This is a genomic window from Leisingera methylohalidivorans DSM 14336 (genome assembly GCF_000511355.1).
GTDB lineage: Bacteria > Pseudomonadota > Alphaproteobacteria > Rhodobacterales > Rhodobacteraceae > Leisingera > Leisingera methylohalidivorans.
Genome location: NC_023135.1, coordinates 2,780,041 through 2,804,168, shown reverse-complemented (window position 1 = coordinate 2,804,168; position 24,128 = coordinate 2,780,041). Strand labels below are relative to the sequence as shown.

General features: G+C 60.4%; 21 protein-coding genes and 1 tRNA gene. 15 read left to right on the top strand and 7 right to left on the bottom strand.

The annotated features are described in order from the left end of the window. Positions 1-81 precede the first annotated feature (81 nt). The 3 genes from METH_RS13835 (at position 82) to METH_RS13825 (ending at position 5,241) form a co-directional block, all read left to right on the top strand. Positions 82-1,740 (top strand): transcriptional regulator, encoded by a 1,659-nt coding sequence (locus METH_RS13835; RefSeq protein ID WP_024091095.1) that lies wholly within the window; start codon positions 82-84, stop codon positions 1,738-1,740. A gap of 153 nt (positions 1,741-1,893) precedes the next feature. Next, positions 1,894-2,352: a hypothetical protein gene (locus tag METH_RS13830; RefSeq protein ID WP_024091094.1), complete on the top strand. Its 459-nt coding sequence runs from the start codon at positions 1,894-1,896 to the stop codon at positions 2,350-2,352. A 243-nt stretch (positions 2,353-2,595) separates the two neighbouring features. After that, positions 2,596-5,241, top strand: coding sequence for a methyl-accepting chemotaxis protein (locus METH_RS13825; RefSeq protein WP_024091093.1), 2,646 nt, complete (start codon positions 2,596-2,598; stop codon positions 5,239-5,241). A 44-nt stretch (positions 5,242-5,285) separates the two neighbouring features. Here the strand turns inward: METH_RS13825 and METH_RS13820 are convergent, their stop codons facing one another. The 4 genes from METH_RS13820 to METH_RS13805 form a co-directional block, all read right to left on the bottom strand. Beyond that, the gene (locus tag METH_RS13820; RefSeq protein ID WP_024091092.1) at positions 5,286-6,221 is read right to left on the bottom strand and encodes a glycosyltransferase family 2 protein; all 936 of its coding nucleotides are present in this window, start codon (positions 6,219-6,221) and stop codon (positions 5,286-5,288) included. A gap of 63 nt (positions 6,222-6,284) precedes the next feature. After that, a complete protein-coding gene (locus tag METH_RS13815) occupies positions 6,285-7,226 on the bottom strand; it encodes a GNAT family N-acetyltransferase (protein ID WP_245602892.1) in 942 nt (313 codons plus the stop codon). A 3-nt stretch (positions 7,227-7,229) separates the two neighbouring features. Next, on the bottom strand, positions 7,230-8,156 hold the full coding sequence (locus tag METH_RS13810; protein ID WP_024091090.1) for a hypothetical protein: 927 nt from the start codon (positions 8,154-8,156) through the stop codon (positions 7,230-7,232). Position 8,157: 1 nt separating this feature from the next. Then, entirely contained in the window at positions 8,158-8,832 is a 675-nt protein-coding gene (locus METH_RS13805) for an acetyltransferase (RefSeq protein WP_024091089.1), read from the bottom strand. Positions 8,833-8,899: 67 nt separating this feature from the next. On the opposite strand from METH_RS13805, the gene METH_RS13800 reads away from it, so the two are divergent. Both METH_RS13800 and METH_RS13795 read left to right on the top strand, forming a co-directional pair. Then, positions 8,900-9,352, top strand: a complete 453-nt coding sequence (locus METH_RS13800) for a sugar 3,4-ketoisomerase (protein WP_044008675.1) — start codon at positions 8,900-8,902, stop codon at positions 9,350-9,352. Then, complete coding sequence (locus METH_RS13795; protein ID WP_024091087.1) at positions 9,349-10,446, top strand: DegT/DnrJ/EryC1/StrS family aminotransferase; 1,098 nt, start codon at positions 9,349-9,351, stop codon at positions 10,444-10,446. The genes METH_RS13800 and METH_RS13795 overlap by 4 nt, the downstream gene beginning before the upstream one ends. Before the next feature lie 83 nt (positions 10,447-10,529). On the opposite strand, the gene METH_RS23970 is transcribed toward METH_RS13795, so the two are convergent. After that, entirely contained in the window at positions 10,530-10,679 is a 150-nt protein-coding gene (locus METH_RS23970; protein ID WP_156927490.1) for a hypothetical protein, read from the bottom strand. A gap of 72 nt (positions 10,680-10,751) precedes the next feature. Here METH_RS23970 and ehuR point away from each other — a divergent pair, with 72 nt between their 5' ends. The 10 genes from ehuR to METH_RS24570 all read left to right on the top strand — a co-directional run bounded on the left by ehuR (position 10,752) and on the right by METH_RS24570 (position 21,410). Continuing rightward, entirely contained in the window at positions 10,752-12,146 is a 1,395-nt protein-coding gene (gene ehuR / locus METH_RS13790) for a MocR-like ectoine utilization transcription factor EhuR (RefSeq protein WP_024091086.1), read from the top strand. 95 nt (positions 12,147-12,241) lie between these two features. Continuing rightward, entirely contained in the window at positions 12,242-12,688 is a 447-nt protein-coding gene (locus METH_RS24840; RefSeq protein ID WP_245602891.1) for a type 2 periplasmic-binding domain-containing protein, read from the top strand. Next, positions 12,672-13,259 carry a type 2 periplasmic-binding domain-containing protein gene (locus METH_RS24835; protein ID WP_245602890.1) on the top strand — a complete coding sequence of 196 codons (588 nt, stop codon included), beginning with the start codon at positions 12,672-12,674 and terminating at the stop codon, positions 13,257-13,259. The genes METH_RS24840 and METH_RS24835 overlap by 17 nt, the downstream gene beginning before the upstream one ends. A gap of 453 nt (positions 13,260-13,712) precedes the next feature. Continuing rightward, on the top strand, positions 13,713-14,999 hold the full coding sequence (locus METH_RS24830) for a TRAP transporter large permease subunit (RefSeq protein ID WP_245602889.1): 1,287 nt from the start codon (positions 13,713-13,715) through the stop codon (positions 14,997-14,999). A gap of 19 nt (positions 15,000-15,018) precedes the next feature. Beyond that, complete coding sequence (gene doeA, locus METH_RS13770; RefSeq protein WP_024091085.1) at positions 15,019-16,206, top strand: ectoine hydrolase DoeA; 1,188 nt, start codon at positions 15,019-15,021, stop codon at positions 16,204-16,206. Positions 16,207-16,209: 3 nt separating this feature from the next. Continuing rightward, positions 16,210-17,202, top strand: a complete 993-nt coding sequence (gene doeB / locus METH_RS13765) for a N(2)-acetyl-L-2,4-diaminobutanoate deacetylase DoeB (protein ID WP_024091084.1) — start codon at positions 16,210-16,212, stop codon at positions 17,200-17,202. Positions 17,203-17,215: 13 nt separating this feature from the next. After that, the gene (locus tag METH_RS13760) at positions 17,216-17,695 is read left to right on the top strand and encodes an Lrp/AsnC family transcriptional regulator (RefSeq protein WP_024091083.1); all 480 of its coding nucleotides are present in this window, start codon (positions 17,216-17,218) and stop codon (positions 17,693-17,695) included. Positions 17,696-17,809: 114 nt separating this feature from the next. Next, a complete protein-coding gene (locus METH_RS13755) occupies positions 17,810-19,285 on the top strand; it encodes an NAD-dependent succinate-semialdehyde dehydrogenase (protein ID WP_024091082.1) in 1,476 nt (491 codons plus the stop codon). Between the two features lie 28 nt (positions 19,286-19,313). Beyond that, positions 19,314-20,687: an aspartate aminotransferase family protein gene (locus METH_RS13750; protein ID WP_024091081.1), complete on the top strand. Its 1,374-nt coding sequence runs from the start codon at positions 19,314-19,316 to the stop codon at positions 20,685-20,687. A 345-nt stretch (positions 20,688-21,032) separates the two neighbouring features. Continuing rightward, positions 21,033-21,410, top strand: a complete 378-nt coding sequence (locus tag METH_RS24570) for an HNH endonuclease family protein (RefSeq protein ID WP_156927489.1) — start codon at positions 21,033-21,035, stop codon at positions 21,408-21,410. A gap of 195 nt (positions 21,411-21,605) precedes the next feature. On the opposite strand, the gene METH_RS13740 is transcribed toward METH_RS24570, so the two are convergent. Next, positions 21,606-21,680 (bottom strand) — tRNA-Gln (locus METH_RS13740). Between the two features lie 299 nt (positions 21,681-21,979). After that, complete coding sequence (locus METH_RS13735) at positions 21,980-23,911, bottom strand: acyl CoA:acetate/3-ketoacid CoA transferase (protein WP_024091078.1); 1,932 nt, start codon at positions 23,909-23,911, stop codon at positions 21,980-21,982. Positions 23,912-24,128 lie beyond the last annotated feature (217 nt).

Genomic DNA, 24,128 nt, shown 5'->3' with positions numbered 1-24,128 from the left:
AGCAATTGCAAAAATTATTCGCATAATGCAATGTAACGCTACTTTAATTTTGCGTGCGATGTGCATTTGTGGAGTTAACAGATGACTGTTTTTCTAAGAATATGCCGGTTTGGCGCATTCGGCGTCTTTCACGCAGGTGGAGCTAATGTACAGCTTGGGGCGAAACATCAGGCTCTGCTGGCGCTTTTGTCCACGGCTGACGGCGGGATCCGCACGCGGGCGTTTCTGGAAAAGACATTGTGGTGTCTGGCGCAGCCCGAGCAGGCAAAGGCAAGCCTGCGAACTGCCTTGTCGACGCTGCGCCGGCATCTGGGTCCTGAAGCAGCCAAACTGATGTTTGCAAACCGGGAACGGGTCATCCTCGACCTGACCCGGGTGGAGCTCGACAGCTGCGTGGGCAATGCGGTTTTCATGGAAGGGTTCGAACTTCCTTATGAGACCGCTTTTAATGCTTGGCTGAGCGAAGTCCGGGCGGAATTCGCCCGCGGAGCGACCCGGTCCGGGCCGCATGCGGGAACATCGCCAGGCCGTCTTATCATGGATGGCCTGTTGCCTTCGATTGCGGTGCTGCCCTTTGTGCATCGTGCTCCGGGCGAGGCCTCTATGCCGCTGGGATCGCTGATGTCTGAAGAATTGTCGCGGTATTTATCGCGCAGCTGGGCGTTCTCGGTCACCTCATATCTGGCATCGCGTCAATTTGACCCGGAAACGGTGCGCCCGGCCGAAGTGTCCTCTATCGCGGGGGTCGATTACTTGGTGTCGGGCACGGTTAGCTGCGACGGAAACCGGTTCCGGGCTGAGGTTGATCTGCATGATACAGTCCGCGAAAAAGTGATCTGGTCGCGCAGCTTCGAGGGCAGCAAAGGCAACCTGCTGAGGGGCCGCAGTGCGGTGCTGCGCAATGCCACTCAGCAAATCGGGCAAACCGCCGCGGGTGAAGCTGTCCGGCTGGCGGGCTTCAAGCCGCTGTCCACCCTGGAAAGCCATACTCTGCTGATGGCGGCGATTTCGCTGATGCAGGAAATGGACACGCGTAAATTCCAGCAAGCGCACGAGATCCTGTCGCATCTGCTTGAACGGGAGCCAAAGCATGCGCTGCCGCTGACTTGGATGGGATTCTGGCATGTGATGCGGGTTGAAAAGGGCTTGTCTCCGAATCGTGGAGAGGACAGCCGTTTGGCCAGCCGGATGGCAGAAGCCGCCATCGACGCTGCACCGGGCTTCTCATTGGCTCATACACTCAAGGGGCTTATCTCCAGCCATCTGACGTTCCGCTTCGATCTGGCACAAGACGCCTATGACCTGGCACTGCGCGACAATCCGAACGAGGCGCTGGCGCTGCTGCTGAAAGGAGCGACACTGGCGTATCAGGACATGCCGGATGAGGCGGTGCAAATGACCGACGCGGCCCGGCGGCTGACCCCCTTAGGGCCGCAGCGGTATTATTTCGACGCGCTTTCGGCTCTGGCGTACTTGTCCGCCCGCAACTTTGGCCGCGCAATTGAGCTTTCTGAGCGGTCGCTGGAAGCCAAGGGAGCTTTTCCAGTGCCGCTGCGTTCCAAGGCGATCGCCCTGCAAATGTCCGGTCGGGGCGCGGAAGCCCGAAGCACAGTCAAAAAGCTGCTTAAGGCGGCGCCGGAGTTCTGTCTGTCGCAGTTCCAGCGCGACAATCCTGCGGCGATGAGCCCGGCGGGACAGGAATGGGCTTCCGCCTTGCGCCAAGCGGGGGTGCCGGAATAGTCCGGCCAAGCGGTTATGCAAAAGCCGCTGTGACGCAGGGAAACCTGTATTTCAAAAGTACCTTTTGCGGGGTAACGGACGTACGTGCTAGGTCTTGCTGTAACCAGCGTCAAATCGGGCAGTTTGGCCCTGAATTTAGGTCTAGGAGGCGGAGTGCCTGAGCAACTGTCTTTCGAACGTCGGTTTTCGGAATACGGCCCGGGTGTGCGGCCCGAGGAGCGGACGCAAGAGATCCTGAATGTTGTTGAGGATTTCATGCACCGCTGGGGGTATTCAGTGCAAAACCTTATTGGTGCCGAACTTACGGTCGAGCATCTGGGCGGCGGGCCATGCGAGGTGCCGGATCTCATCTTCAAAATGGCTGCGCTGGACTATTTCGAAATTGTCATTCGCAGCGGCGGCGGCGCCGTCAGTTATGGTGGCTGGTTGACAGGCACCTTGCCAGTTACTGTTTCTGGCCAGCAGGTGAATGGCCGTCCGGTGCTGCTGACCACCGGCCGCGATGGCGGGCAGATCCGGCATGTCTTCGATCCGCTTTCCGGTTACAGGCCTGTTACCGAAACCATAAATTTGCCCCTGCACGCGGTGCGCCGTCTCTCCGGCGAAACCTGAACGGTGGTGCTGAACCGGCGTTTCCAGCAGGTCGCATTCACGGTCTGTCGGTAAAATCCAACTGATATTACGATTGCCGCTCATGTTTTTTTAAGTTCTTGCGTCCTTTTTACCTAGGAGACGCGGGTAGCTGTGCGGCAGCGGTCCTGCACCATTGAATGCCTGGCCTGCCGATGGCGGCGGCGGGGCCGGAAGCTCGTTCGGTCTTGGCACGGAATATGGGTGGATGCCTTGGGTGATACTATGACTTCAAAGAAAAAACTTCCCGCCAAGCGCGGTTTCCGTTTGTTTTCAAGCCTCGGCGCAAAAATCACGCTGATCCTGATGGCTATGGGGGCCGCATTAGCTGTCGGCGGCATTCTGGTCACTCTGGTTTTTTCCCAAGCCGGCCGCCAGATGGAGGTTTTGACGGAACAGAAGGTGCCCCTGCTGGAGCTGAGCGGCCACCTTATCAAGGCGGGAAGCCGGGCAAAGGATGCCATGATCACGGTCTTGCAAGCTGGATCAGTTGAAGAGCTTGCCCAAGCCGAGAAGGAAGCGGCTGCCGCGATTTCTCATCTTGAAAACAGCTTGGAAGAACTGCCTGCGGCAGAGCGGACTCTGTTTAAATCGGAGGCTGCCGCGGCCTCGGAAATGCTCAATAATCTGATCACGGCCCGCAAAGGCGCCTTCCGCAACCAGGCCTGGATCGACTCCCAGACCGCCAGCTTGCAGGCCCTAAGTCAAACGGTGCAGGAGAAGCTTGTCGAGGTCGCATCAAAGGCCAGCGACAGTTTGATGGCCGGCGGAGAACACACCATTGGCCAGGTTGATCAGGTGCTCAAAAATCTGGTTGAGCAACAATTCGGCAGTCTGCAAACGCTTTTGGAGGCTCGCGCTGATATCAGTGTCTTGTCCGGTGCGGCTTTGGCCCTGGGCCATGTGCGCGACGTTCCGACCAAGCGGGCGCTCAAAAAGATGGCCAATGATGCTTTGAGCCGGCTTGAGCCGGTCATGGGGCGGCTGGAAGATCTGGGCCTGGATACATTCAGGGCCAAGAAGGTCCGCGCGGGTGTGGAACTGTTCCGCTATACACTCACCGCAAGCCGCAAGGAGCTGAAAGACAGCCGCAAGGACGTGCTGAGCGCTCGCAACGCCAGCGTACGCCCGCTGACCCAGGCAATGGAGCGAATGGTGTTCACTCTTTCTGTTGCAGCAACCCAGGCGAGTTCTGACAATCGGATGGCCATTCAGGGACTGTTGGATAACGAAGTCGGCGTGCTGCAGCAGCTGCTGGAAATCAACGGCTGGATCAGTGCCTTTCAAGTCGCAGCACTGGATGTGGCCGCTGCGCATGATGTCGGTTCTGCCAACGCTGCTGCAGCTCCGCTGCAGGAGGCTTCCAAGGCGCTTCAGGGCTATGCCGCTTTCAACGATGGGGTCTTTGCGCAGGAGCTTGAGGAATTGGTTGGTCTTGCCGATCCGTCCGAGGGGCTGCCGGTCTTCAAAGTGGCGTCGCTGGAGGCTACGGCTGCGGCTGCTGCGGCGTCGCAGGCGACCGTGAATGCAGTGTTGGAATTTGCGCATCATGCAACCAGTCTCGGGGCAGAAAGCCAGCTGGAGATAGCATCCATTGCGGGCGGTCTTGCGAATGAGGTGGGAGCGGCGCAGCACCGACTGCAGATTCTGGCGGCTGTGGCTGCAGCAGTGTTCGTTGCGTCCCTGGTTCTGACCCGGATCCTCGTGCTTCGCCCTCTGGCAAAAATCAGCGCCACCACCGAGCGGCTGGCTGCAGGCAACCTGCGCCCTGTGACGGGGTATGAGCGGTCGAGTGACGAAATTTTCCGGATTGCCACAGCGCTGTCGGTGTTCCGCGACGGGCTGGTGGAGAAGGCAGAGGTCGAGGCTGCAGCGGATGAAGAGCGTAATGCCCGCCTGGCAGAGCAGACGGCGGCGGTCACGGCCATTGGCGAGGGGCTGGAGCAGCTGTCGCAAGGCGATCTCACAGTTCGGATCCGCGGCGAGATGGGCGAGGGCTATGCGAAGCTGAGAGATGATTTCAATGCGGCGCTGGAAAAACTGGAGGTGTCGGTGAGCAGCCTCAGCGCAAGCGGCCAGTCGATTGCCGGCGGCAGCACTGAAATCTCCTCGGCCTCCCGTGATCTGTCCGAACGCTCGGAGCATACTGCGCAGACGCTGGCCGGCACAGCCGCTGCTGTGAACCAGCTCTCGGTTTCCATTACCAGCACCGCCCAGGCTTCGAGCGAGGCGTCAGCCTCTGTTGAAGCGGCGCGCGAAAATGCCAGCGCCAGCATTGATGTGGTGAAGCGGACCTACGGCGCTATGGAAGCGATCAAGGAAAGCTCGGAGAAAATCTCGCAGATCATCGGCATGATCGAGGCGATTGCCCAGCAGACCAATCTTCTGGCGTTGAATGCCGGGGTTGAGGCCGCACGTGCGGGCACTGTTGGCAAGGGCTTTGCGGTGGTTGCCTCTGAAGTGCGAACCTTGGCGCACCGGTCGAAAGAAGCCGCGACTGAAATCTCTGCTTTGGTGGATGAGGCCGGCAAAAATGTGGAACTCGGTGCGGATCTGGTGGAACAGACCCGCACGGCAATTGGTGAAATTTCCACCTCGGTCGCGAGTGCAGCGGATCTGATGAAAACCATTTCCCAGGCCTCTTCCGAACAATCCGGCAGCTTGCAGGAGATCAATTCGGCAATGTCCAATCTTGACGACGCCACCACCCGCAATGCTGCCCTGTTCGAAGAGGTCACCTCCTCAAGCCTGGGCCTGTCGAAAGAGGCACAGGCCATGGCAGGAGCCATCGGCGCCTTCAGGACAAATTCAGATTCCGGGTCAGTTTCAGATGGTCTGGATCAGGAAGACCCCTGGAGGCTGCAAGCCTGACGATCTGCAGCCCGCAGGCTGGCCAGCGCTATGGGTCTGCTCCGTCACCTGTTGCGCAGCCTGCGCATGCCTTCGCTGGCGATGCCCTGCAGCTTGGCCCCCCAGCCATAGTCCTGGCTGGCCAGCACGGCGCTGATACCGTCATAGAAATCCAGTCGTGCGCCGATCTTGCCGGCGGCTTGCGTCATCTTCCTGACAACCGGCGAATTTTCCGCCAGACCGAATATTCTGGCATCCGTAAGGCGCTGCTCCAAGACGGCCAGTTGCCCTTTCAGCATCCGTGTTCTGCGGTCCTGATTGGAGAGAGTGCTGATCTTCTTCGTCAGCTGGGCTGAGATGCCGACATCTTCTTTGTAGATCACCAGCTTCTCGGGAATGTAGTGCAGGCCGTCCTCCAGCAGGGCGCGGAAGCCGAGGATAAGATCCTCATAGGCCCGGTCCTTGGGGAAGCCGCCGTATTTGCGATAGAGGTCCTTGTGCCAAGCAGCAGTTGCGCCCAGGTAGAGCGAAAACGCAGTGGCCGCATCCTCGGTGCGGAAGTCCTTGTAGAACAGGGCGCGGCGGTAGGCGTCCTCGCCAGGCTCTCCCTGCGGGCCGACGGTTTCCGCATCTGAATAGAGCAGTTTGGCGCCGGTTTTCCGGTGGCTGTCGATAACCCGCTGGGCCCGGTTGGGGGAATTGCGGTCGTCGCCGGCGGTCCAGATCATCAGGTCGGCGGTGGCGAGGTCGATGGCATGTTCGATATGGCGGTTTACGCCCATATTAGTTTCGTTCCGCCGGGCCAAGATCCGGTGCGGGCCGGAATAGGTGTCAACAAGCTGCTTGATCTTTTCAAACGTCCCGTCTGGAGAGGCATCATCTGAGATAATGATCTCAATAGCTTCGCAATTCTGGTTCAGCAAAGACTTCACTGACTCGGCGATAGTGTCTTCCTGGCAATAGGACAGCAGGATGAAACTGGCGGCGGGTTCATGTGTCATTGCATGTCCTCTTATTCGGCCGGCCACATCCTCGGGCAGTGTTCCGGACGGCATGAAAATTTGTCAGGTGAGCTGCCAGCGGTACTGCTGATACACCGTGCTGCGGGCACCGAACATCTCTTTCTGCTTGGCTAGGCCCGTATTCAATATCCGTCCCTGATCGGTGGTTGAAATGCCAAAGTCGAGCCACGCACTGCCGGTGAAGACGGTGTCCAGCAGGTGGTGAACGATCAAGTCGACGCCACCCTTCAAGCGGCCCTGTTCCGATGCGGCAATATACTGAACATGCACAGTCCGGCCGCAATCAAAAACCACTACGGCGGCGATCATCCGATCGTTGTCAAAGGAGCCGAACATGCGGATCTGGTCAGGAAAACGGGCCGCAAGCAGTCGGATCTCCGCCTCGCTGTGCACCGGCCGCGCGTTGTGGCGGTCGTCCAAAACCTGGGTCAGCAGAGTCCAGCAGGCGCTCCAATCGGTGCTTTCACGGATTTCCAGCCCGGCCTTGCGCGCCTTGCGCAGCCCGTCCTTCTTACCGCTGCCAAAGGGCAGGCGGCGGGGTACTGCGATGGTGGCTGACACATCCGTGCGCACAGCCTGCGCACCGTGCCGGAACAGGGCATAAATGTCTTCATCGGCCGGCTGGCTGTGGTAGATATAGGGGACCGCCTTGTAGTTGACTCCGGTGAACCCGGCGGCGCGCAGATAGACGCCAAGTGCGTCGAACACAGCAAGCATGCGTTCAGCACTCATCTTCGCACCGGAGACCACCCCGCCATAGGTCAGCCCGCCATGGGAGTTCAGCACGCTGCTATCGGCATTTGCGGGCATCACGGCCAGCAGCTTGCCGTCTTCATGGATCATCAGCGAATGATCCTGAAACCGGTCGGCGTGGTAGTCCATGAACCCGCGCTGAAACAGGAAGGTGCCGTTTTTCGACGCCTTCAGGAAGTCATCCCACTGGCAGGCGTCTTCCGCTGCATAGCGCTGAACCTCGATTGCCACGACTCAATCCTCAAGGACGGCGACGCCCACACCGGTGGCGCCCATGTCATTGCCGTTGTAGAACAAATAGCTCCGGCCCTGCTCCGTATCGATCCGCGCCGGGTAGCAGGTCATCTCGCCGTCCCAGGCATCCGTTCCGCCGCGCGGCAGTTCCTCGTCGCCAGTCCGAGTAAAGCTCACCCCGTCAGGAGAGGTGAAACGGAAGCTGGCATACTGCTTTGACAGTGTGTCGGAGGTTGCGCGCAATTCCCATGATCCGTCTGCAAGCTGGTTCGCCCGCGGACGGCCGATGCGGTATTCCTCCGGGGCAGGGGCGATGATCCGCTGCGCCGAGGCATTGTCAAAGCGTATGCCGTCTTTGCTGGTCAGGGTCCAGCAATCGTATTGTGGAAACAGTCGGCCGCCAATGTCTTGCCAGCCGAATCCGCGGGAGATCCAGGCCCGGTATGTGCCATCAGGTAGCGCTGCAATGGAATGCAGGGCGCCGATAAAGGCGCCCTCGGGGCAGCGGTCGATGACCGGAGTCTGCTGCACCCGCTTGAAACTGTTGCCCCGGTCGCGGCTCACGGCCAGGCCGCTGAAAGCCAGGAATTTGGCTTTTTCCACCAGTTGAAACCCGACATAGTACAGCCGCAGCTCATCCTCTGCGACTTCCAGAACATCGCCTAGGATCATGCCGTTGTCATCGAACATGCCCGGCGTTCCCAACCCGATCGCGGGCTTGGCGGAAACAGCCTTGACCTGCAGCGGGTCGGAGGCATCGACGTCGACCCAGCCGATCCGGCTGATCCCCCGATCATCCCGCATCCCGCCGAACAGACGGATGGTGTCCTCGTCCCGCTGCCAGGGGCAAGGCGTCATGAAGGAATGCCTGGCCCAGTCATGGCTTCCATCCGGGGCAAATACCAGCCCTTTCTTGACCCAGCCCATCTTACTGTTTGATCCGGAAATAACGGTAGGAGGAGACTTTTGCAGCCTCTGCCGGATTGCCGTTCAGAATCTGGCCCGGGGTGTCAAAGCTCTTGTTCACGGCAGCGGCCATGCCGACAAAGCAGTCCTCGCCGATTTTCACATTGTCAGCAAAGGTGGCATTGACCCCGACAAAGCTGCGCGCACCGATATCGCAGTAGCCCGAGACCACCACATGCGACGCCAGGAAACAGTGCTCGCGGATCCGGGTCTGATGGCCGATATGGTTGCCCGACCACAGCACGCAGCCGCTTTCAATCTTGACCCCGTGCTGCACCACGTTGTTTTCAAATATGAAAACATTGTCGCCCAGTTCTGCCGTGCGCCAAACCATAGCATGCGGGCTGATGAAATTGGCTAGCGTGTAGCCCTTGCTGCGGGCAATTTCGATCAGCCGTGCGCGGATCCGGTTCAGTTTGGTCGAGGTCACGGCCACATGCGCCTCAACCTCAGAGGCGGGGAACACGGTTTCCACGGTTTCCAGCGCCACCACGGGCAGGCCGAATTTCTCTTCCTCGGTCAGAAACTCTGCCTCCACCGCAAAGCCCGCGACCTCATAGTCGCTGTCGACGGTGAAATACTCATAAGCGATGTCGGCGAATTCACCCGCACCGATGATCAGTAGCTTTTTGCTCATGGGAGGGACGTTGTCCTTGATTGAGGCGGCCCTGGCGGCCGGCGCTGCTTGCTGGTCCGGTTCAGATATGCATATACACAAGGGACATTCAAATGCGAAGGCGGTTTCCGTGCCTCTGACTGACTGCAAAATCATTGACTTGCCCAAAATAACAGACGTGCGGGGCAACCTGACTTTTGTTGAAGGCGGCAACCATATTCCCTTTGATATCAAGCGGGTGTACTATCTCTACGATGTTCCGGGCGGGGCTGACCGGGGCGAGCACGCGCATAAGGCGCTGCATCAGTTTATTATCTGCATGTCGGGCAGCTTCGACATTCTGCTGGATGACGGCTTCGCGACCAAGCGTTTCCATCTGAACCGCTCCTATTACGGACTGTATGTCTGCCCGATGATGTGGCGCTATCTGGACAACTTCTCTTCGGGGGCGGTCTGCATGGTGCTGACATCCGAAGTTTATGACGAGGCGGACTACATCCGCGACTATGATGAATTCAAAAATGCGGCAGGTGCAGTGTGAGAGTCCCGTTCCTCGATATCGCTGGCGCCCATGCCGAAATTCAGGACCAGCTGGAGGCAGCTGTGCTGCGGGTTGCGCGGTCCGGGTACTTCATTCTGGGCCCTGAGGTTGAAGCGTTTGAGACCGGATTTGCCCGCTACACCGGTGCTCCTCACTGCTTGGGCACTGGCAACGGGCTGGACGCGCTGATCCTGGCGTTGAAGGCGATGGACATCGGTTCGGGGGACGAAGTCATTGTGCCCGCAAATACCTATATCGCAACCTGGCTGGCAGTCAGCTATTGCGGTGCCGCCATCGTTCCGGTGGAGCCGCTGGAGGCCACCCACAATGTCGACCCGGATGCGGTGGCCGCCGCCATAACGTCCCGCACCAAGGCCATCATCCCGGTCCACCTATATGGCCAGCCTGCTGACATGGATCCGCTGATGGAACTGGCCGGTCAGCACGGGTTGCACCTGCTGGAAGACGCTGCCCAAGCGCATGGAGCCAAATACAAAGGCAAGCGGATCGGCAGCTTTGGCGAGGCCGCGTGCTGGAGCTTTTACCCGGGTAAAAATCTGGGTGCGTTGGGCGATGGCGGCGGTTTCACCAGCACCTCGCCGGAGCTGGCGGCACGGGTCTCGATGCTGCGGAACTATGGCTCGGCGGTTAAATACGAGCATGAACTGGCCGGCCAGAACAGCCGCCTGGATCCGATCCAGGCGGCAGCACTGCAGGTGAAGCTGCAAGTGCTCGATGCTTGGAATGCCCGCCGTCAGGCAATTGCCGCCCGTTATCTGGAGGCGCTGTCCGCGTCCGGCTTGGTGCTGCCGGTGGTTCCGCAATGGGCGAGCCCGGTGTGGCATCTCTTTGTGGCGCGCCACCCGGACCGGGATGCTTTCCGTGCCCGGCTGGAAGCGGCTGGGGTCAGCACCGTCATTCACTACCCCAAACCGCCGCATCTGCAGAAGGCCTATACCGGGCTTGGCTATACCAAGGGCGCGTTCCCTGTTTCTGAGACATTGGCTGCGGAAGTGATCAGCCTGCCGATCGGTCCTGCTCAGACTGTATCGCAGACCGAATATGTAATCGAGCAGGTGCTGAAACTGGCGTGACCGGCCCGCGTCTGTATTCCTGATGTCCAGCCTTTTGGGACTGCAAGTGTGCTCTGACTGGGGTGGGGGAACGGATCATTGGCTCAAAAGGCGGCCGAATTTGTCAATTGCGAAACCGCGTGCGGACTTGGTGATTTCTGAGGCTGCGCATAGCGGATTGTTTTGGCCGGTGAAACGCCCCGGCTGCGCTGCTCAGGTGGATCAATGTCCGGCATAGCCAGCAGGTGGGTCATTGCTGGGGATTTGGAAAACAGCTGGACGGAAATTGTATTGCGAACCTGCTGCTGGGAATCGTAAAATGTTGCATGACAATTTGGCGTCCTGATCCCTCTACCTTGACCTCCCCCCTGCATGCGAGCCTTGCGCTGGCCATCGCACGGGCAATCTCAGACGGCAAGCTAAGGAAGGGGACGCAGTTGCCGACCCACCGCAAAATGGCCGATGATCTCGGGCTGAGTGTCCACACTGTCAGCAAGGCATATGAAAGTTTGCGGCGGCAAAAGCTGATTGACGGCCAAGTCGGCCGGGGCAGCTACGTTCTGGATCCTGACAAGCCCAATGATCAGCCGTTCCTGCTGAGCTCTGAGCGGGGCGGCGGTTTCGACCTGTCGATTTCACGCCCGGCATTTTCACAGCAGCACGCAGAACGGTTCGAGCAAGCGCTGAGGGTCCTGCCGGAGGGGTTGGATCCGAGCTACTATCTGTCCTGCCGCCCGAATATCGGTCATGACGCCCACCGGGCCGCCGGAGCGCAGTGGCTGCAGCATTGCGGTTTGGAGGTGCTGCCGGAGCGGATCATAATGACCAATGGGGTCAGTCACGGCATGTCAGCGGCGCTATCGGCGCTGACCCGGCCTGGCGACACCGTGGTGTCAGACAAGGTCACACACCATTTGCTGGTTTCGGGGTGTTCCTATCTGGGCTTGAACCTTGCAGGGGTTGATGTGGATGCGGATGGTATCCTTCCGGATGCGCTTGAGCGGGTTTGCAAGGGAGGCAACCCTAAGGTTCTGTTTTTGCTACCGTCTTTGGCTAACACGACGGCGGGAATGATGCCTGAAGACCGCCGCCGTGCGCTGGTGGGGATCGCCCGCAAACATGATCTGCACATCATCGAAAACGATGCATTCGGTCCGGTTGCCGAGGGCCGCCCGATTCCGGTTGCCGCTCTTGCACCGGAGCGGTCAATCTATTTGACGACTTTTACCAAATGCACTGTGTCGGGGCTGCGCGCAGGCTACATGGCGGCGCCGGAGCATCTGCTGCCGGCATTGACCGGGCGGATTGTCGTGTTCGGTTGGATGGCGACGCCGCTGATGTGCGAACTGGCCACCCGCTGGGTGCAGGACGGCACCGCGCTGGAGCTGGCGCAGTGGCAGCGGCGCGCGCTGGCGGAGCGCTATGCTATCGCCGCAGAGGTGCTGAAAGACTGGCACTGGCAAGGCCACCCTTCGGCATTGCATCTATGGCTGCCGCTCCCCAAGGGCTGGAGCACCGGCAGTTTCGTTTCTTACGCGCGTGAGCTGAAAGTCGCGGTGGCGCCGGACGCGCCGTTCCTGACCCCAAAGACACCGCCGCCGAATGCGGTGCGTCTGTCGCTCGGCAGTATTCAGGATCTGGATCGATTCAGGCAGGCGTTGGAGCTGATTGCCGGCATGCTGGGCCGCCCGCCGGAGGGGGGTGCGTCCTTTATATACTGATTGTCCTGCAACAATAAAAAAATTGACATGCAGTACAATTCCTTTCAGGCCTGACGAAACGGTGCTCAGGCACCAAGGGGACTTGGGAGGAAACCATGGCTAAAACTGTCAAAGTCACCTCCGCGGCCCTAGCGGCAGCGGGGATTGCGCTGACGGGCGGCGCCACGCAGGCCGCCACTTGGCGCTATACCTTTGCGGAAGCAATAACCGAAGTTCAGGGCGTCTATGCGCGGACATTTAAGCCAGAGATTAAGGCAAACGCGGATCACGAGATCCAGCTGTTCCCTTATGGCACTTTGGGCGCACCGGCCGGCATCATGGAGCGGACCCTGGATGGCATCCCTCGGTTCGTGGAGGAGTCGCCGGGCTTCACCAGCTCGCCGATCCCCGAGGCCCAAGTGTTTTTTGTGCCGTATCTGCTGCCGACCGATCAGGATAACCCAGTGCGCTTCTACAAGGAGAGCAAAGCGACCAAATTGCATATTCAAACCGCTTTTTACCGATCAGGGGCTGGAGCTGCTGAACATGTTCCCCAAGGGTGAATTGGCGATGAAGGCCGAGACGCCGGTCACCGCCTGCGCCGATCGGGGCGAGGTCAAGTACGGGGCTATGATTAACCCGCTGCTGGTCGAAAGCTACAAGGCCTTTGGCGCTACCCCGTCTCCGCTGCCTTGGGGCGAGGTTTGCGGCGGGCTGAAAACCAATGTGATCCAGGGGCAGGAGAGCCCGGCGTTCTTCCGCTTCTCGACCAAGATCTATGAGGTCACCGACTGCATCTCCTATGTCGGCCGCAACAATTCAACCACCACGCTGATGGCAAAAAAGGGCTTCCATGGCGGCCCGAGCCCTGAGGGCCAGAAGTTGGCGCAGAAGGCGGCGCTGCCGGCCTATGCCCACACCGTGGTTTACCTGCAGGAAGCGGGGGAGAGTGCGCTAGCCATGAATATAGGAATGAAGCCGGAGATGCAGGTGACTGTGTTGAACGACGAGCAACGCAGTTGCTTCAAAACGGCGGCGGTTGGAGGTCGAAAGCAAATCATTGAGAGGAGCGGCGACAGAGCTGCAGCGATTCAGGCGCAGATGACGACAGACTTGGCGGCTACCGCCAAATGACGCACGGCCTGCAAACATTGCTCAGCGGGTCCTGCCTGCCCAGCGGCTTTGGGGCCTGAGGGGAACGGAATGCCTCTAACACGCGAGTCAGTGCAGCCCGCCTTGCAGATTCTGGTTAGGGGCATTCTGCTCTGGGTACCTAGTCCGCTTCGCAATGACCGGCGTGCTGCACCTGCTGGCCGCGGTGCGCAACCTGGGCACTTCCCGCATCTGCCTATCGACCCAGTGCAAGCAGGCTACGGGAACGTGAAAGAAATCGAAATCCTTGGGCTTGTCCGTGACTGTAGCAAGTTTCCTGACAATGATTGTCCTGTTGCTGATGGGCTTTCCAATGAAGGCCCCGCTGATTGCCGGCGCGATCGCCGGATTTTTGATGCCGTCCGGCGATCTGGCCCGCACCGAGACCATGGTCAGCAGACGCCGCCGGGCATCCGCCTGGCCTCGCCGGTGCCGATGCCTATCTTTACCGCCGGCATCATGACCCGCGATCAGTTGGCGGGGCAGCTGACCAATGTGGTGATGGCCTCTGTCCGCCACATCCGTGGCGGGCTGGCGATCTCAACCGCTGCCGCATGCACCATGTTCGGAGCAGTGCCGGGTCCGGCCCAGGCCTCGGTGGTTGCGATTGGCTCTTCGCTGCGGCCGCAAATACTGCAGGCCGGTTACGAAGACTGTTTTTTGCTGGCGCTGATCGTCATCGCCAGCGGTATCACTTTTCTGATCCCGCTCTCTATTGGCATGATCATCTGCGGCGTGGTCTCCAGCATATCGATTGCCGAACTGTTCATTGGAGGCATCGGGCCGGGGCTGCTGATCCTGCTGCTGCTTAAGGCTTCAACCTATGTCTATGCGGCGTGCAACAGCCTGCCCGCCGAGCCCAAAGCGAACTGGGTGGAGCGGCTGGCGGCCAAGCGCGCGGCGCTGTGGCCGATGGGGTTCCCGGTGACCATCCCAATGCTGTTGGGGGTTTCCGTGGCACCGATCTTCTTCCCGCAGATTGCGCTGTTCCTGCGCGACCTGGAAAGCTCTCAGATCACCGGCAGCTTCAAGCTGCGCGGCGCCGCAAATGCGGTATTACCGCTTACCGGCGAACAGCGCGCGGCGGGGGGGGTGGGCTTTTCCACCGCGAACCAGGGACGCGGGCTGGCCTATGCGGCAGCGCAGGCCGGGGTGCAGGCGAAGTTGCAGCTGAAGGCTATGCCTCCGGTACGCGGCACCAAAAAAGCGGTGAGCTGGGCGCGGGACGAAGCCAAGGCCGAGGCCGAGGCGGGCAATCTGCACGAGGAGCCAGGGGTTGAAATCTCGGTCAGCACAGGCATCGCCCAAGCGGTATCTTCGGCGGATATCGTGGTAACCACCACGCCCGCGCCAGTGCCTGGTATCAAAGCGGAGTGGCTTCAGCCGGGACATTTGCTCATCGCGACGGGACCGGACCAGGAGCACAAGTGCGAATTGGAACCCGTCTGCCTAGCCAAGCCGGACGCCTATGTTCCTGGCAGCCAGACACAGTGTTCCGTCAAGTGCGAGCTGCGCAGCGCCATCGGGGCTGGGCTGATCTCCAAGGACTGCAGTTTCACTGAATTGGGTGACATTACCGCGGGCAAGGCCACTGGCCTCCAGTCAGACGGTGATCTCATCATTGCCGGCATCACCGGCATCGGCGTGCAGGACCCCGCCATCGCAACCCTTGCAGGTGCCCGCGCAGACGCGGTGGGCGCTGGCACTACATTCACCAGCTGATCAACTAGGACCCACGCATATGGCAAACCCCAAGCTGTATTTCTCCCGCGCTGAATACCAAGAGCGCCTGGACAAGACCCGCACCGAGATGGTGCGCCGCGGGCTTGATCTTTTGATCGTCACCGATCCCTCTAACATGAACTGGCTGACCGGCTATGACGGCTGGTCCTTCTATGTGCATCAATGCGTTATTATTGGCCTGGAGGGTGAGCCGATCTGGTACGGCCGCGGCCAGGATGCCAACGGTGCCTTGCTCACCTGCTACATGGATCCCGTCAGTATCATCGGTTACCCGGACCATTATGTGCAATCGACCGAGCGCCACCCGATGGATTACCTGTCTGCGCAGCTGAAGGACCGCGGGCTGGACGGCGGCGCCATCGGTGTTGAAATGGACAACTACTATTTCACCGCGGCCGCCTTTGCATCGCTGCAAAAGCACCTTCCCAATGCGCGCTTTGCCGACTCCAACGCGCTGGTGAACTGGCAGCGGGCGGTAAAATCCGAAGCCGAGCTCACTTATATGCGCCAGGCGGGCAAGATCGTGGAGCGTATGCACCGGCGGATTTTCGAGAAGGTCGAGCCGGAGATGCGCAAATGCGATCTGGTGGCGGAGATCTATGACTCCGCCCTGCGCTATGACGAGGGTCTGGGCATTGGCGGCGATTATCCGGCGATTGTGCCGCTGCTGCCGTCAGGCCCTGACGCTGCCGCGCCGCATCTGACCTGGGACGACCAGCCGATGAAACCCGGCGAGGGCACCTTCTTTGAAATTGCAGGCGTTGTGCACCGCTATCACTGCCCGCTGTCGCGCACCGTGTTCCTGGGCAAGCCGACGCAGACCTTCCTGAGCGCGGAACAGGCGGTGCTGGAGGGCATGGAAGCGGGGCTTGAAATGGCCAAGGCCGGCAACACCTGCGAAGATATCGCCAAGGCGTTTTTCAAGGTTCTGAAAACCTACGGTATCGAAAAGGACAACCGCACCGGTTATCCGATCGGCGTCAGCTACCCGCCGGATTGGGGCGAGCGCACCATGTCGCTGCGGCCGGGCGACACGACCGTGCTGCAGGAAAACATGACCTTCCATTTCATGACCGGCCTCTGGATGGAGGACTGGGGTTTCGAGATCACTGAAAGCATACGCATCGGCGCAAACGGGCCGGAATGCTTGTCAAGCGTGCCGCGCAAAATGCTGGTAAAGGACTGAGCCATGAAGCCAAATCCGATTTCCCCCACTATCCCGCTGGATCAGGACGGGGTGCATCACGGCTTTCTTAAGCTGCCCTACAGCCGCGACGACTCGGCTTGGGGCTCGGTGATGATCCCGCTGACGGTGATCAAGAATGGCGACGGGCCGACCGCGCTCTTGACCGGCGCCAACCACGGGGATGAGTACGAAGGCCCGATTGCCCTGCATGAGCTGGCCGCCGCTACAAAGGCAGAGGATGTGTCCGGCAGGCTGATCATCGTGCCGGCCTTCAACTACCCGGCGTTCCGTGCAGGCAGCCGCACCTCGCCCATCGACAAAGGCAACATGAACCGGTCGTTTCCAGGCCGCCCTGACGGCACCGTGACCGAAAAAATCGCCGACTTCTTTCAGCGCACGTTGTTGCCGATGGCAGATGTTGCGGTGGATTTTCATTCGGGCGGCAAGACCTTGGATTTCGTGCCCTTTGCAGCCGCGCATATCCTGGAGGACAAGGCGACACAGGAGGCCTGCTTTGCCGCGATGATGGCGTTCAACGCGCCCTATTCGGTGCAGCTTTTGGAGATCGACAGTGCGGGCATGTATGACACCGCGGTCGAAGATATGGGCAAGGTGCTGGTCACTACCGAGCTGGGCGGCGGCGGGTCGTCGACGGCGCGCAGCAATGCGATCGCCAAGAAGGGGCTGCGCAACGTGCTGATCCACTTCGGCATCCTGCAGGGAGAGATGCAGCTGGATAAAACTGTGAACCTGTCGATGCCGGACGGCGATTGTTTCCTGTTCAGCGAAGGCGACGGTCTTTACGAGGCGATGGCCGATCTGGGCGAGGTGGTAGCCAAGGGCGATCTGATCGCCCGGGTCTGGCCGCTGGACCGCACCGGGCAGCCGCCTGTGGAATACCGCGCCCGCCGCGCGGGCCTGATGATCAGCCGCCACTTTCCCGGGTTGATTAAATCCGGTGACTGCGTGGCTGTTGTCGGCGTCGCCGGCGCCTGATAGGGCGGAACACATGCAACTGGATCAGCGCGACCTTGATATTCTGCGGGTGCTCTCAACCGAGGGGCGCATCACCAAGGCCGCGCTGGCCGAACGGATCGGCCTGTCGCCGACCCCCTGCTGGGACCGGCTGAAGAAGCTGGAGCAGGCCGGGCTGATCGAAGGTTACGGCGCTCGCATCAACCTCAAGAAACTGGCGCCGCATGTGACGGTGTTTGTTGCAGCGGAGATCGCTGATCACACCGCCGCCAGCTTTCGCGCGTTTGAGACGGCGATGCAACGCTATGATGAGGTCACCGCCTGCTGGGCGCTGGGGGGCGGATTTGATTACCTGCTGCAGATCGTTACCAGCGACATAGATGCCTATCAGCGGCTGATTGACGAGATGCTGGACGCCCGCATCGGCCTAAGCCGCTACTTTACCTATATCGTGACCAAGCCGGTTAAAGGCGCGTGCGCGCCGCCGCTGGATATTCTGCTGAAGCAGGAGTGAACCCCGCGCCAAAGCACCTGTCTCGCAGCTGTTTCTTCTGCGGCGCACCTTAACTTCAGTCACTTCCTCTGCCGTGAACAGGCACACTCCTCTGCAAGACATGAGGAGGACATCATGACAGAGACTGCTCTCTCCGCCCGTGCCGAGATTGCCGACAAGGCCTTGGTGCGCTCATTTTCCTATATCGGCGGCAAATGGTGCACCGCGGATAATGGCGAGACCTTTCCGGTCAGTGATCCGGCGGACGGTGCTGAGCTGGGCCATGTGGCGAGCCTGTCGGCAGAGGAATCCACTGCGGCCGTGGATGCGGCTCAGGCGGCGTTTGAGGCCTGGGCCGGCCTGTTGCCGCAACAGCGCGCCGCGATTCTGCGGCGCTGGTTTGAGCTGCAACTGGAACACAGGGAAGACCTCGCCCGCATTATGGTGCTGGAACAGGGTAAACCCCTTTCCGAAGCCCGCGGCGAGATCGATTACGGTGCGGCCTTTGTAGAGTTCTATGCCGAGGAGGCCAAGCGCCCCAATATCGAAGGCGTCACCAGCCACCTGCCCGACGCCGAGGTGGAGCTGTGGCGCGAACCGGTGGGGGTGGCGGCGCTGATCACGCCCTGGAACTTCCCCTCCGCGATGCTGACCCGCAAGGCGGCCGCGGCGCTGGCGGCGGGCTGCACTGTGGTGGCGCACCCTTCGGGTGAAACCCCGTTCAGCGCCCTGGCGCTGGCAGAGCTGGCGGAACGCGCCGGCGTCCCGGCGGGGGTGTTCAACGTGGTGACCGGCAGCGCGCCAACCGTCGTCGAACCCTGGACCCGCGACACCCGCGTGCGGGCGCTGTCCTTCACTGGCTCCACCAATATCGGCAAACTCCTGTATCGCCAGTCAGCGGACACCGTGAAGCGGCTGGTGATGGAACTGGGCGGCCACGCGCCGGTGATCGTCTTCAAGGGCTGCGATCTGGACAAAGCGGTCGCTGAGACAATCAAGGCAAAATTCGCCACGTCCGGCCAGGACTGCCTGGGCGCCAACCGGGTCTTTGTGGAGCGGCCCGTCTATGCCGAGTTCTGCGTGAAATTCACCGAAGCTGCCAAAGCGCTGACCATCGGCCGGGGCATGGACGACTGCGACCTCGGCCCGCTGATGAATGAAAAGGCGGTGCAGAAGCAGGAGGAGCATGTGGCAGATGCGCTCGCCAAAGGCGCCACGCTGGCTTGCGGTGGCAAGCGCCATCCGCTGGGGCCGCTGTTTTTTGAGCCGACTGTGCTGACCGATGTGCCGTCCAGTGCGCTGATCATGTCCGAGGAGACATTCGGCCCCGTCGCCCCCATCACCCCTTTCGATACCGAAGAGGAGGTGACCGCGCGTGCCAATGACAGCGAATACGGGCTGGTGGCCTATGTCCACAGCCACGACCCGCGGCGGATCTACCGGCTGAGCCGCGCCTTGCAATACGGCATGGTGGCAGTCAACCGCACCAAGGTGACCGGTGCGCCGATCCCGTTCGGCGGCACCAAACAGTCCGGCCTGGGCCGCGAAGGCGCGCGGCTGGGCATGGAAGAGTTCACCGAGATTAAATACGTTTGCCGCGACTGGGCCTGACCCTCACGCGGAAGAGAAAGGAAGCAAGATGCTGAAGAACGACCAACTCGACCAGTGGGACCGCGAGAACTTTTTCCATCCCTCGACCCATCTGGCTCAGCACGCCCGTGGCGAAAGCCCGAACCGGGTGATCAAGACCGCCTCCGGCGTGTTCATCGAGGACCGCGACGGCAACAAGCTGCTGGATGCCTTTGCCGGCCTCTACTGCGTAAACGTTGGCTATGGCCGTCAGGAAATTGCCGAGGCCATCGGCGAACAGGCCAAAGAACTGGCCTATTACCATTCCTATGTGGGCCATGGCACCGAAGCTTCGATCACGTTGGCCAAGATGATTCTGGACCGCGCGCCGAAGAACATGTCCAAGGTCTATTTCGGCCTAGGCGGTTCGGACGCGAATGAAACCAACGTCAAGCTGATCTGGTATTACAACAACATTCTCGGCCGCCCGCAGAAGAAAAAGATCATCTCCCGCTGGCGCGGCTACCATGGCTCCGGGCTGGTGACCGGCTCACTCACAGGGCTGGAGCTGTTCCACAAGAAATTCGATCTGCCGGTCGAGCAGGTCATTCACACCGAAGCGCCTTATTACTACCGCCGTGCCGATCTGGACCAAAGCGAAGAACAGTTCGTTGCCCATTGTGTGGCTGAGCTGGAAGCACTGATCGAGCGCGAAGGCGCTGATACCATCGCTGCCTTTATCGGAGAGCCGATTCTAGGCACCGGCGGTATCGTGCCGCCGCCTGCGGGGTACTGGCAAGCGATCCAAGCAGTGCTGAAGAAGCACGACATCCTGCTGGTTGCCGATGAGGTTGTCACCGGTTTCGGGCGCCTCGGCAGCATGTTCGGCTCGGACCATTACGGCATTGAGGCGGATATCATCACCATCGCCAAGGGCCTCACCTCGGCCTATGCGCCGCTTTCGGGCTCGATTATCTCGGACAGGGTCTGGAAGGTGCTGGAGCAGGGCACTGATGAAAACGGCCCCATCGGCCACGGCTGGACCTATTCTGCGCACCCTATCGGTGCAGCGGCAGGGATTGCCAACCTGAAACTGATTGATGAACTGAACCTGGTGCAAAACGCCGGTGAAACCGGCGCCTATCTGAACGCTTGCATGGCAGAGGCCCTGTCAGGACATGCCAATGTCGGAGAAGTTCGAGGTGAGGGCATGCTTTGCGCGGTGGAGTTTGTGAAAGACAAGGACAGCCGCACCTTCTTTGATGCCGCTGAAAAAATCGGCCCGCAGATTTCGGCCAAACTGCTGGAACAGGACAAGGTCATCGCCCGCGCGATGCCGCAGGGCGACATCCTGGGCTTTGCGCCGCCGTTCTGCCTCAGCCGAGCGGAAGCTGATCAGGTGGTGGCAGCAACGCTGCGGGCTGTCCAAGCTGTGTTGGGGTGACATAGCCTCAGAGCCCGCAGAGCCGGCTGCCGACGTGCTTGACAAAAGTTCAAGGCAGTTCTGAGCGCCTTCTGGCGGGTGTCTTTGACCTAACCGTTGAACTTGAGAGGGACGTGTTTCAGCGGGCAATTGCGGAAGCGCATGATGACCCTGAGCAGTGCATACCAATCTGGGATGGCTCGACACGTTGCTCACCGGCTGTTGACGGAGCGATTAAGTGGGGCGGTGTCGATCATAGTCGGGCGATCTGGGTTCACCGGGACTATCAGGTATCTGGCGGGCGGGTTCTCGGTCCTAACGGTTACGATGAACCTGTAAGCAAAACCGAAGAGGAGATTGAGATCATTGAGTAATACTGACCTGTTCGTGGCAATGGACCGTAACCAGGAATGGTACGCCAGCTTATTTGTCAATCACTATGAAGAAGCCTGCCAGAAAGTGGAGGAACTGCTGAATGAGACTGAACGAGACGAAAATGGCTGCATGGTCACGCCAACTACCGGCCCCCGGAAGGTCCGCTTTCAAGGCCAGCAAGATCGTGCGTACAGGTTTGTTTACTGTGTTCTCCACCAGCTTGCCGCCACCCGCGACCAAGTGATCCGGCACCGATGTCATAACCGGCGCTGCCTGAACCCACGGCATTTAGACATAGGAGACCGGGGAGATAACTTCAGAGATGAGCTGGAGCGGCGGGCGAACGGGGTGGACTGGAGGCTGCTATAGTCTGAGGCCATGCCCAAATCCCGACCGGAAAACAGCTAACCCGCCTCTCCCGTAACTCGGGAGGGGCAACCCGCGTCACCCGTATAACGTGACATCGGGTGCTTCGGGGGTGCTCAAACCAACCGGGGCAGAAACTGGGTCACTTCGGGGCCTCGTCGGTGTCCGGGCTTCTTTTTTTGTTTGTCAGGAGGCCGATGGCTGGGGTGGTAGGATTCGAACCTACGATACACAGTACCAAAAACTGCTGCCTTACCACTTGGCTACACCCCATCGGTGAGGCGCTGTCTAAAGTTTGTTGCAGGGGGGTGCAAGAGGGTTTTTGAAAAAAAATGCAGTTCCTGACCCGCTCTCTTCGCGAAATCTGCATGGCCCCGAAATTTCTTCAGCCGGCGACGGTCTGATGCCCTTGGAAACCCTATCTGTATCAAGGGCTTATTGGTCCTCAGCGTGAAATTTCAGAGTGCCAGCCAAGAGCAGGAAAGAGGGTTCAGGCCACTTCATTCCGGCGCGCATGGGCTGGTGCGGACGGGTGGCCAGCCCGGCACGGGCTGGCGCAGTCTGTCACCGCGTCAGGATCCCCAAATGGCCTGATGCGCTTCCTCACCGCTCTCGAAAATATGCGGCTGTACTCCGCGGCTGGCGAGGGTACCCTGCATTTTCAGGCGCATGAAAGCGCTGGTGGTGTAGTGAGCGATCGAGGCGCTGTGGCGTTCCAGTGTCTGGCCGACCGCGGCCGCGTAGGCATCTTGCAGGTCCTCGGCAATGCGGAAGCCGTTCTGGTTCACCACCATGTTCACATCCCGGCCGCTTTTGGCAAAGGCATCCTGCAGGACCCGGGCGAGGTCCTCGACGTCGCGCTTCTTCTTGACGCTCCAGCCTTCAAGGTTGAGGAACATGGTGTGACGTGCGGCATCATAGGTGACCCGCTCCGGCAGGTTCAGGTTCAGCAAGTCGTTCATCAAGCCCATCGGCTCATCCTGGAAAATGCGAGGATCCATTTGGGTGACATTCTCGATGATCGGCTTGAACTCCATCTGATCAAGAATATCCCTCTGCAGGTCGATGCCGGGCGCAATCTCGATCAGCTCCAGCCCATTGGGCGTCAGCTGCAGCACGCAGCGTTCGGTCACGTATAGCACCGGCTGCGAGCGCTGCGAGGCATATGGGCCTGAGAAGGTGATCTGTTCGATCAGCCGGACGAACTTCTTGTTGCGGCCCTCCTGCACGATGCGCAGGTTGCCGTCCTCAACCGCGACCTTCAGCCCGCCAGCGGTGAAGGTGCCGGCAAAGACCACGGCGCGGGAGTTCTGCGAGATGTTGATGAAGCCGCCGCAGCCATTCAGGCGGCCCCCGAAACGGGAGGCGTTGACGCTGCCTTCGGCGTCGCATTCTGCCATGCCTAGGCAGGTGAGGTCGAGACCGCCGCCGTCGTAGAAATCGAACATTTGGTTCTGGTCGATGATGGCGTCGGCATTGGCCGAGGAGCCGAAGCTGGAGCCGCCTGCCAGCACGCCGCCGACCGCGCCGGCCTCGGTGGTGAGGGTGATGTAGGCGGTGGCCTTCTCCTCGTTCGCCACCGCGGCGACGCCGTCGGGGGCGCCGACGCCGAGGTTGACGGCCCCGTTGGGCGGCAATTCAAAAGCGGCGCGGCGGGCGATGATCTTGCGCTGGTCCAGCGGCATTTTGGCGATGCCTTCGACCGGCACCCGGATTTCACCGGACAAGGCAGGGTTATGCTGCACGCCATAGTTCATCCGGTGCATGTCCGGGTCATCGGCGAGGCAGACGCAGTCCACCAGAAGGCCGGGGATCTTCACGTCCTTGGGTTTGATCGAGCCGTCCTCGACGATGCGCTCCACCTGGGCGATGACGATGCCGCCATTATTGTGCGCGGCCATTGCCTGCGCCAGGCAATCCAGGGTCAGTGCTTCGCGCTCCATGCTGATATTGCCGGAACGGTCGGCGCTGGTGCCGCGGATAAAGGCAACGTCGATCTTGGTGGCCTTGTAGAACAGCCAGTCTTCGCCATCGACTTCGACATGTTTGACAATGTCTTCCTCGGTTACTTTGTTGACCTTGCCGCCGCCATGTCGCGGGTCGACATAGGTGTGCAAACCGACCTTGGAGAACAGCCCCGGCTGGCCCGCGGCGCAGGCGCGGTAGAGCTGCGAAATCACCCCCTGCGGCAGGTTGTAGCCGCAGATCTTGTTCTCCTGCGCTGCCTGAGCAACCTTGGGCATCCGGCCGAAATTACCGGCAATCACCCGGCGCAGCAGCCCATCGTGGTGCAGCCGCCCGGTGCCCAGCCCCTTGCTGTCGCCGGCGCCTGCGCACATGATCAGGGTCAGGTCGCGGGGGGCGCCTTCATCTACGAACCGCTTTTCCAAGGCCGCGTGCAGCATTTCCGGGATGCAGCTTTGCACAAACCCGGTTGTGGTTACGACATCCCCGTCCCGGATCAGTGCCATGGCCTGTTCGGTGGTGGTGGTTTTGTCTTTCATGGCGGCGCGTCCTCCCCGATACCTGTCGCCTTCCGCCGGAGCATTGCGGCCTTGCGGAAACTGATTGGGCATTCTAGGCGCGGGCTGAACGGCACCTGTCCTTTGATTGCGTCAGCCGATGGGGGACTTACGACATCCGGTCCACTGGCATGCGGGGAAGTTTCCGATCGGCGGCCGGCTGTTGCCGATGCGGCGGGCGGCGGGTCTCATTCAGGTT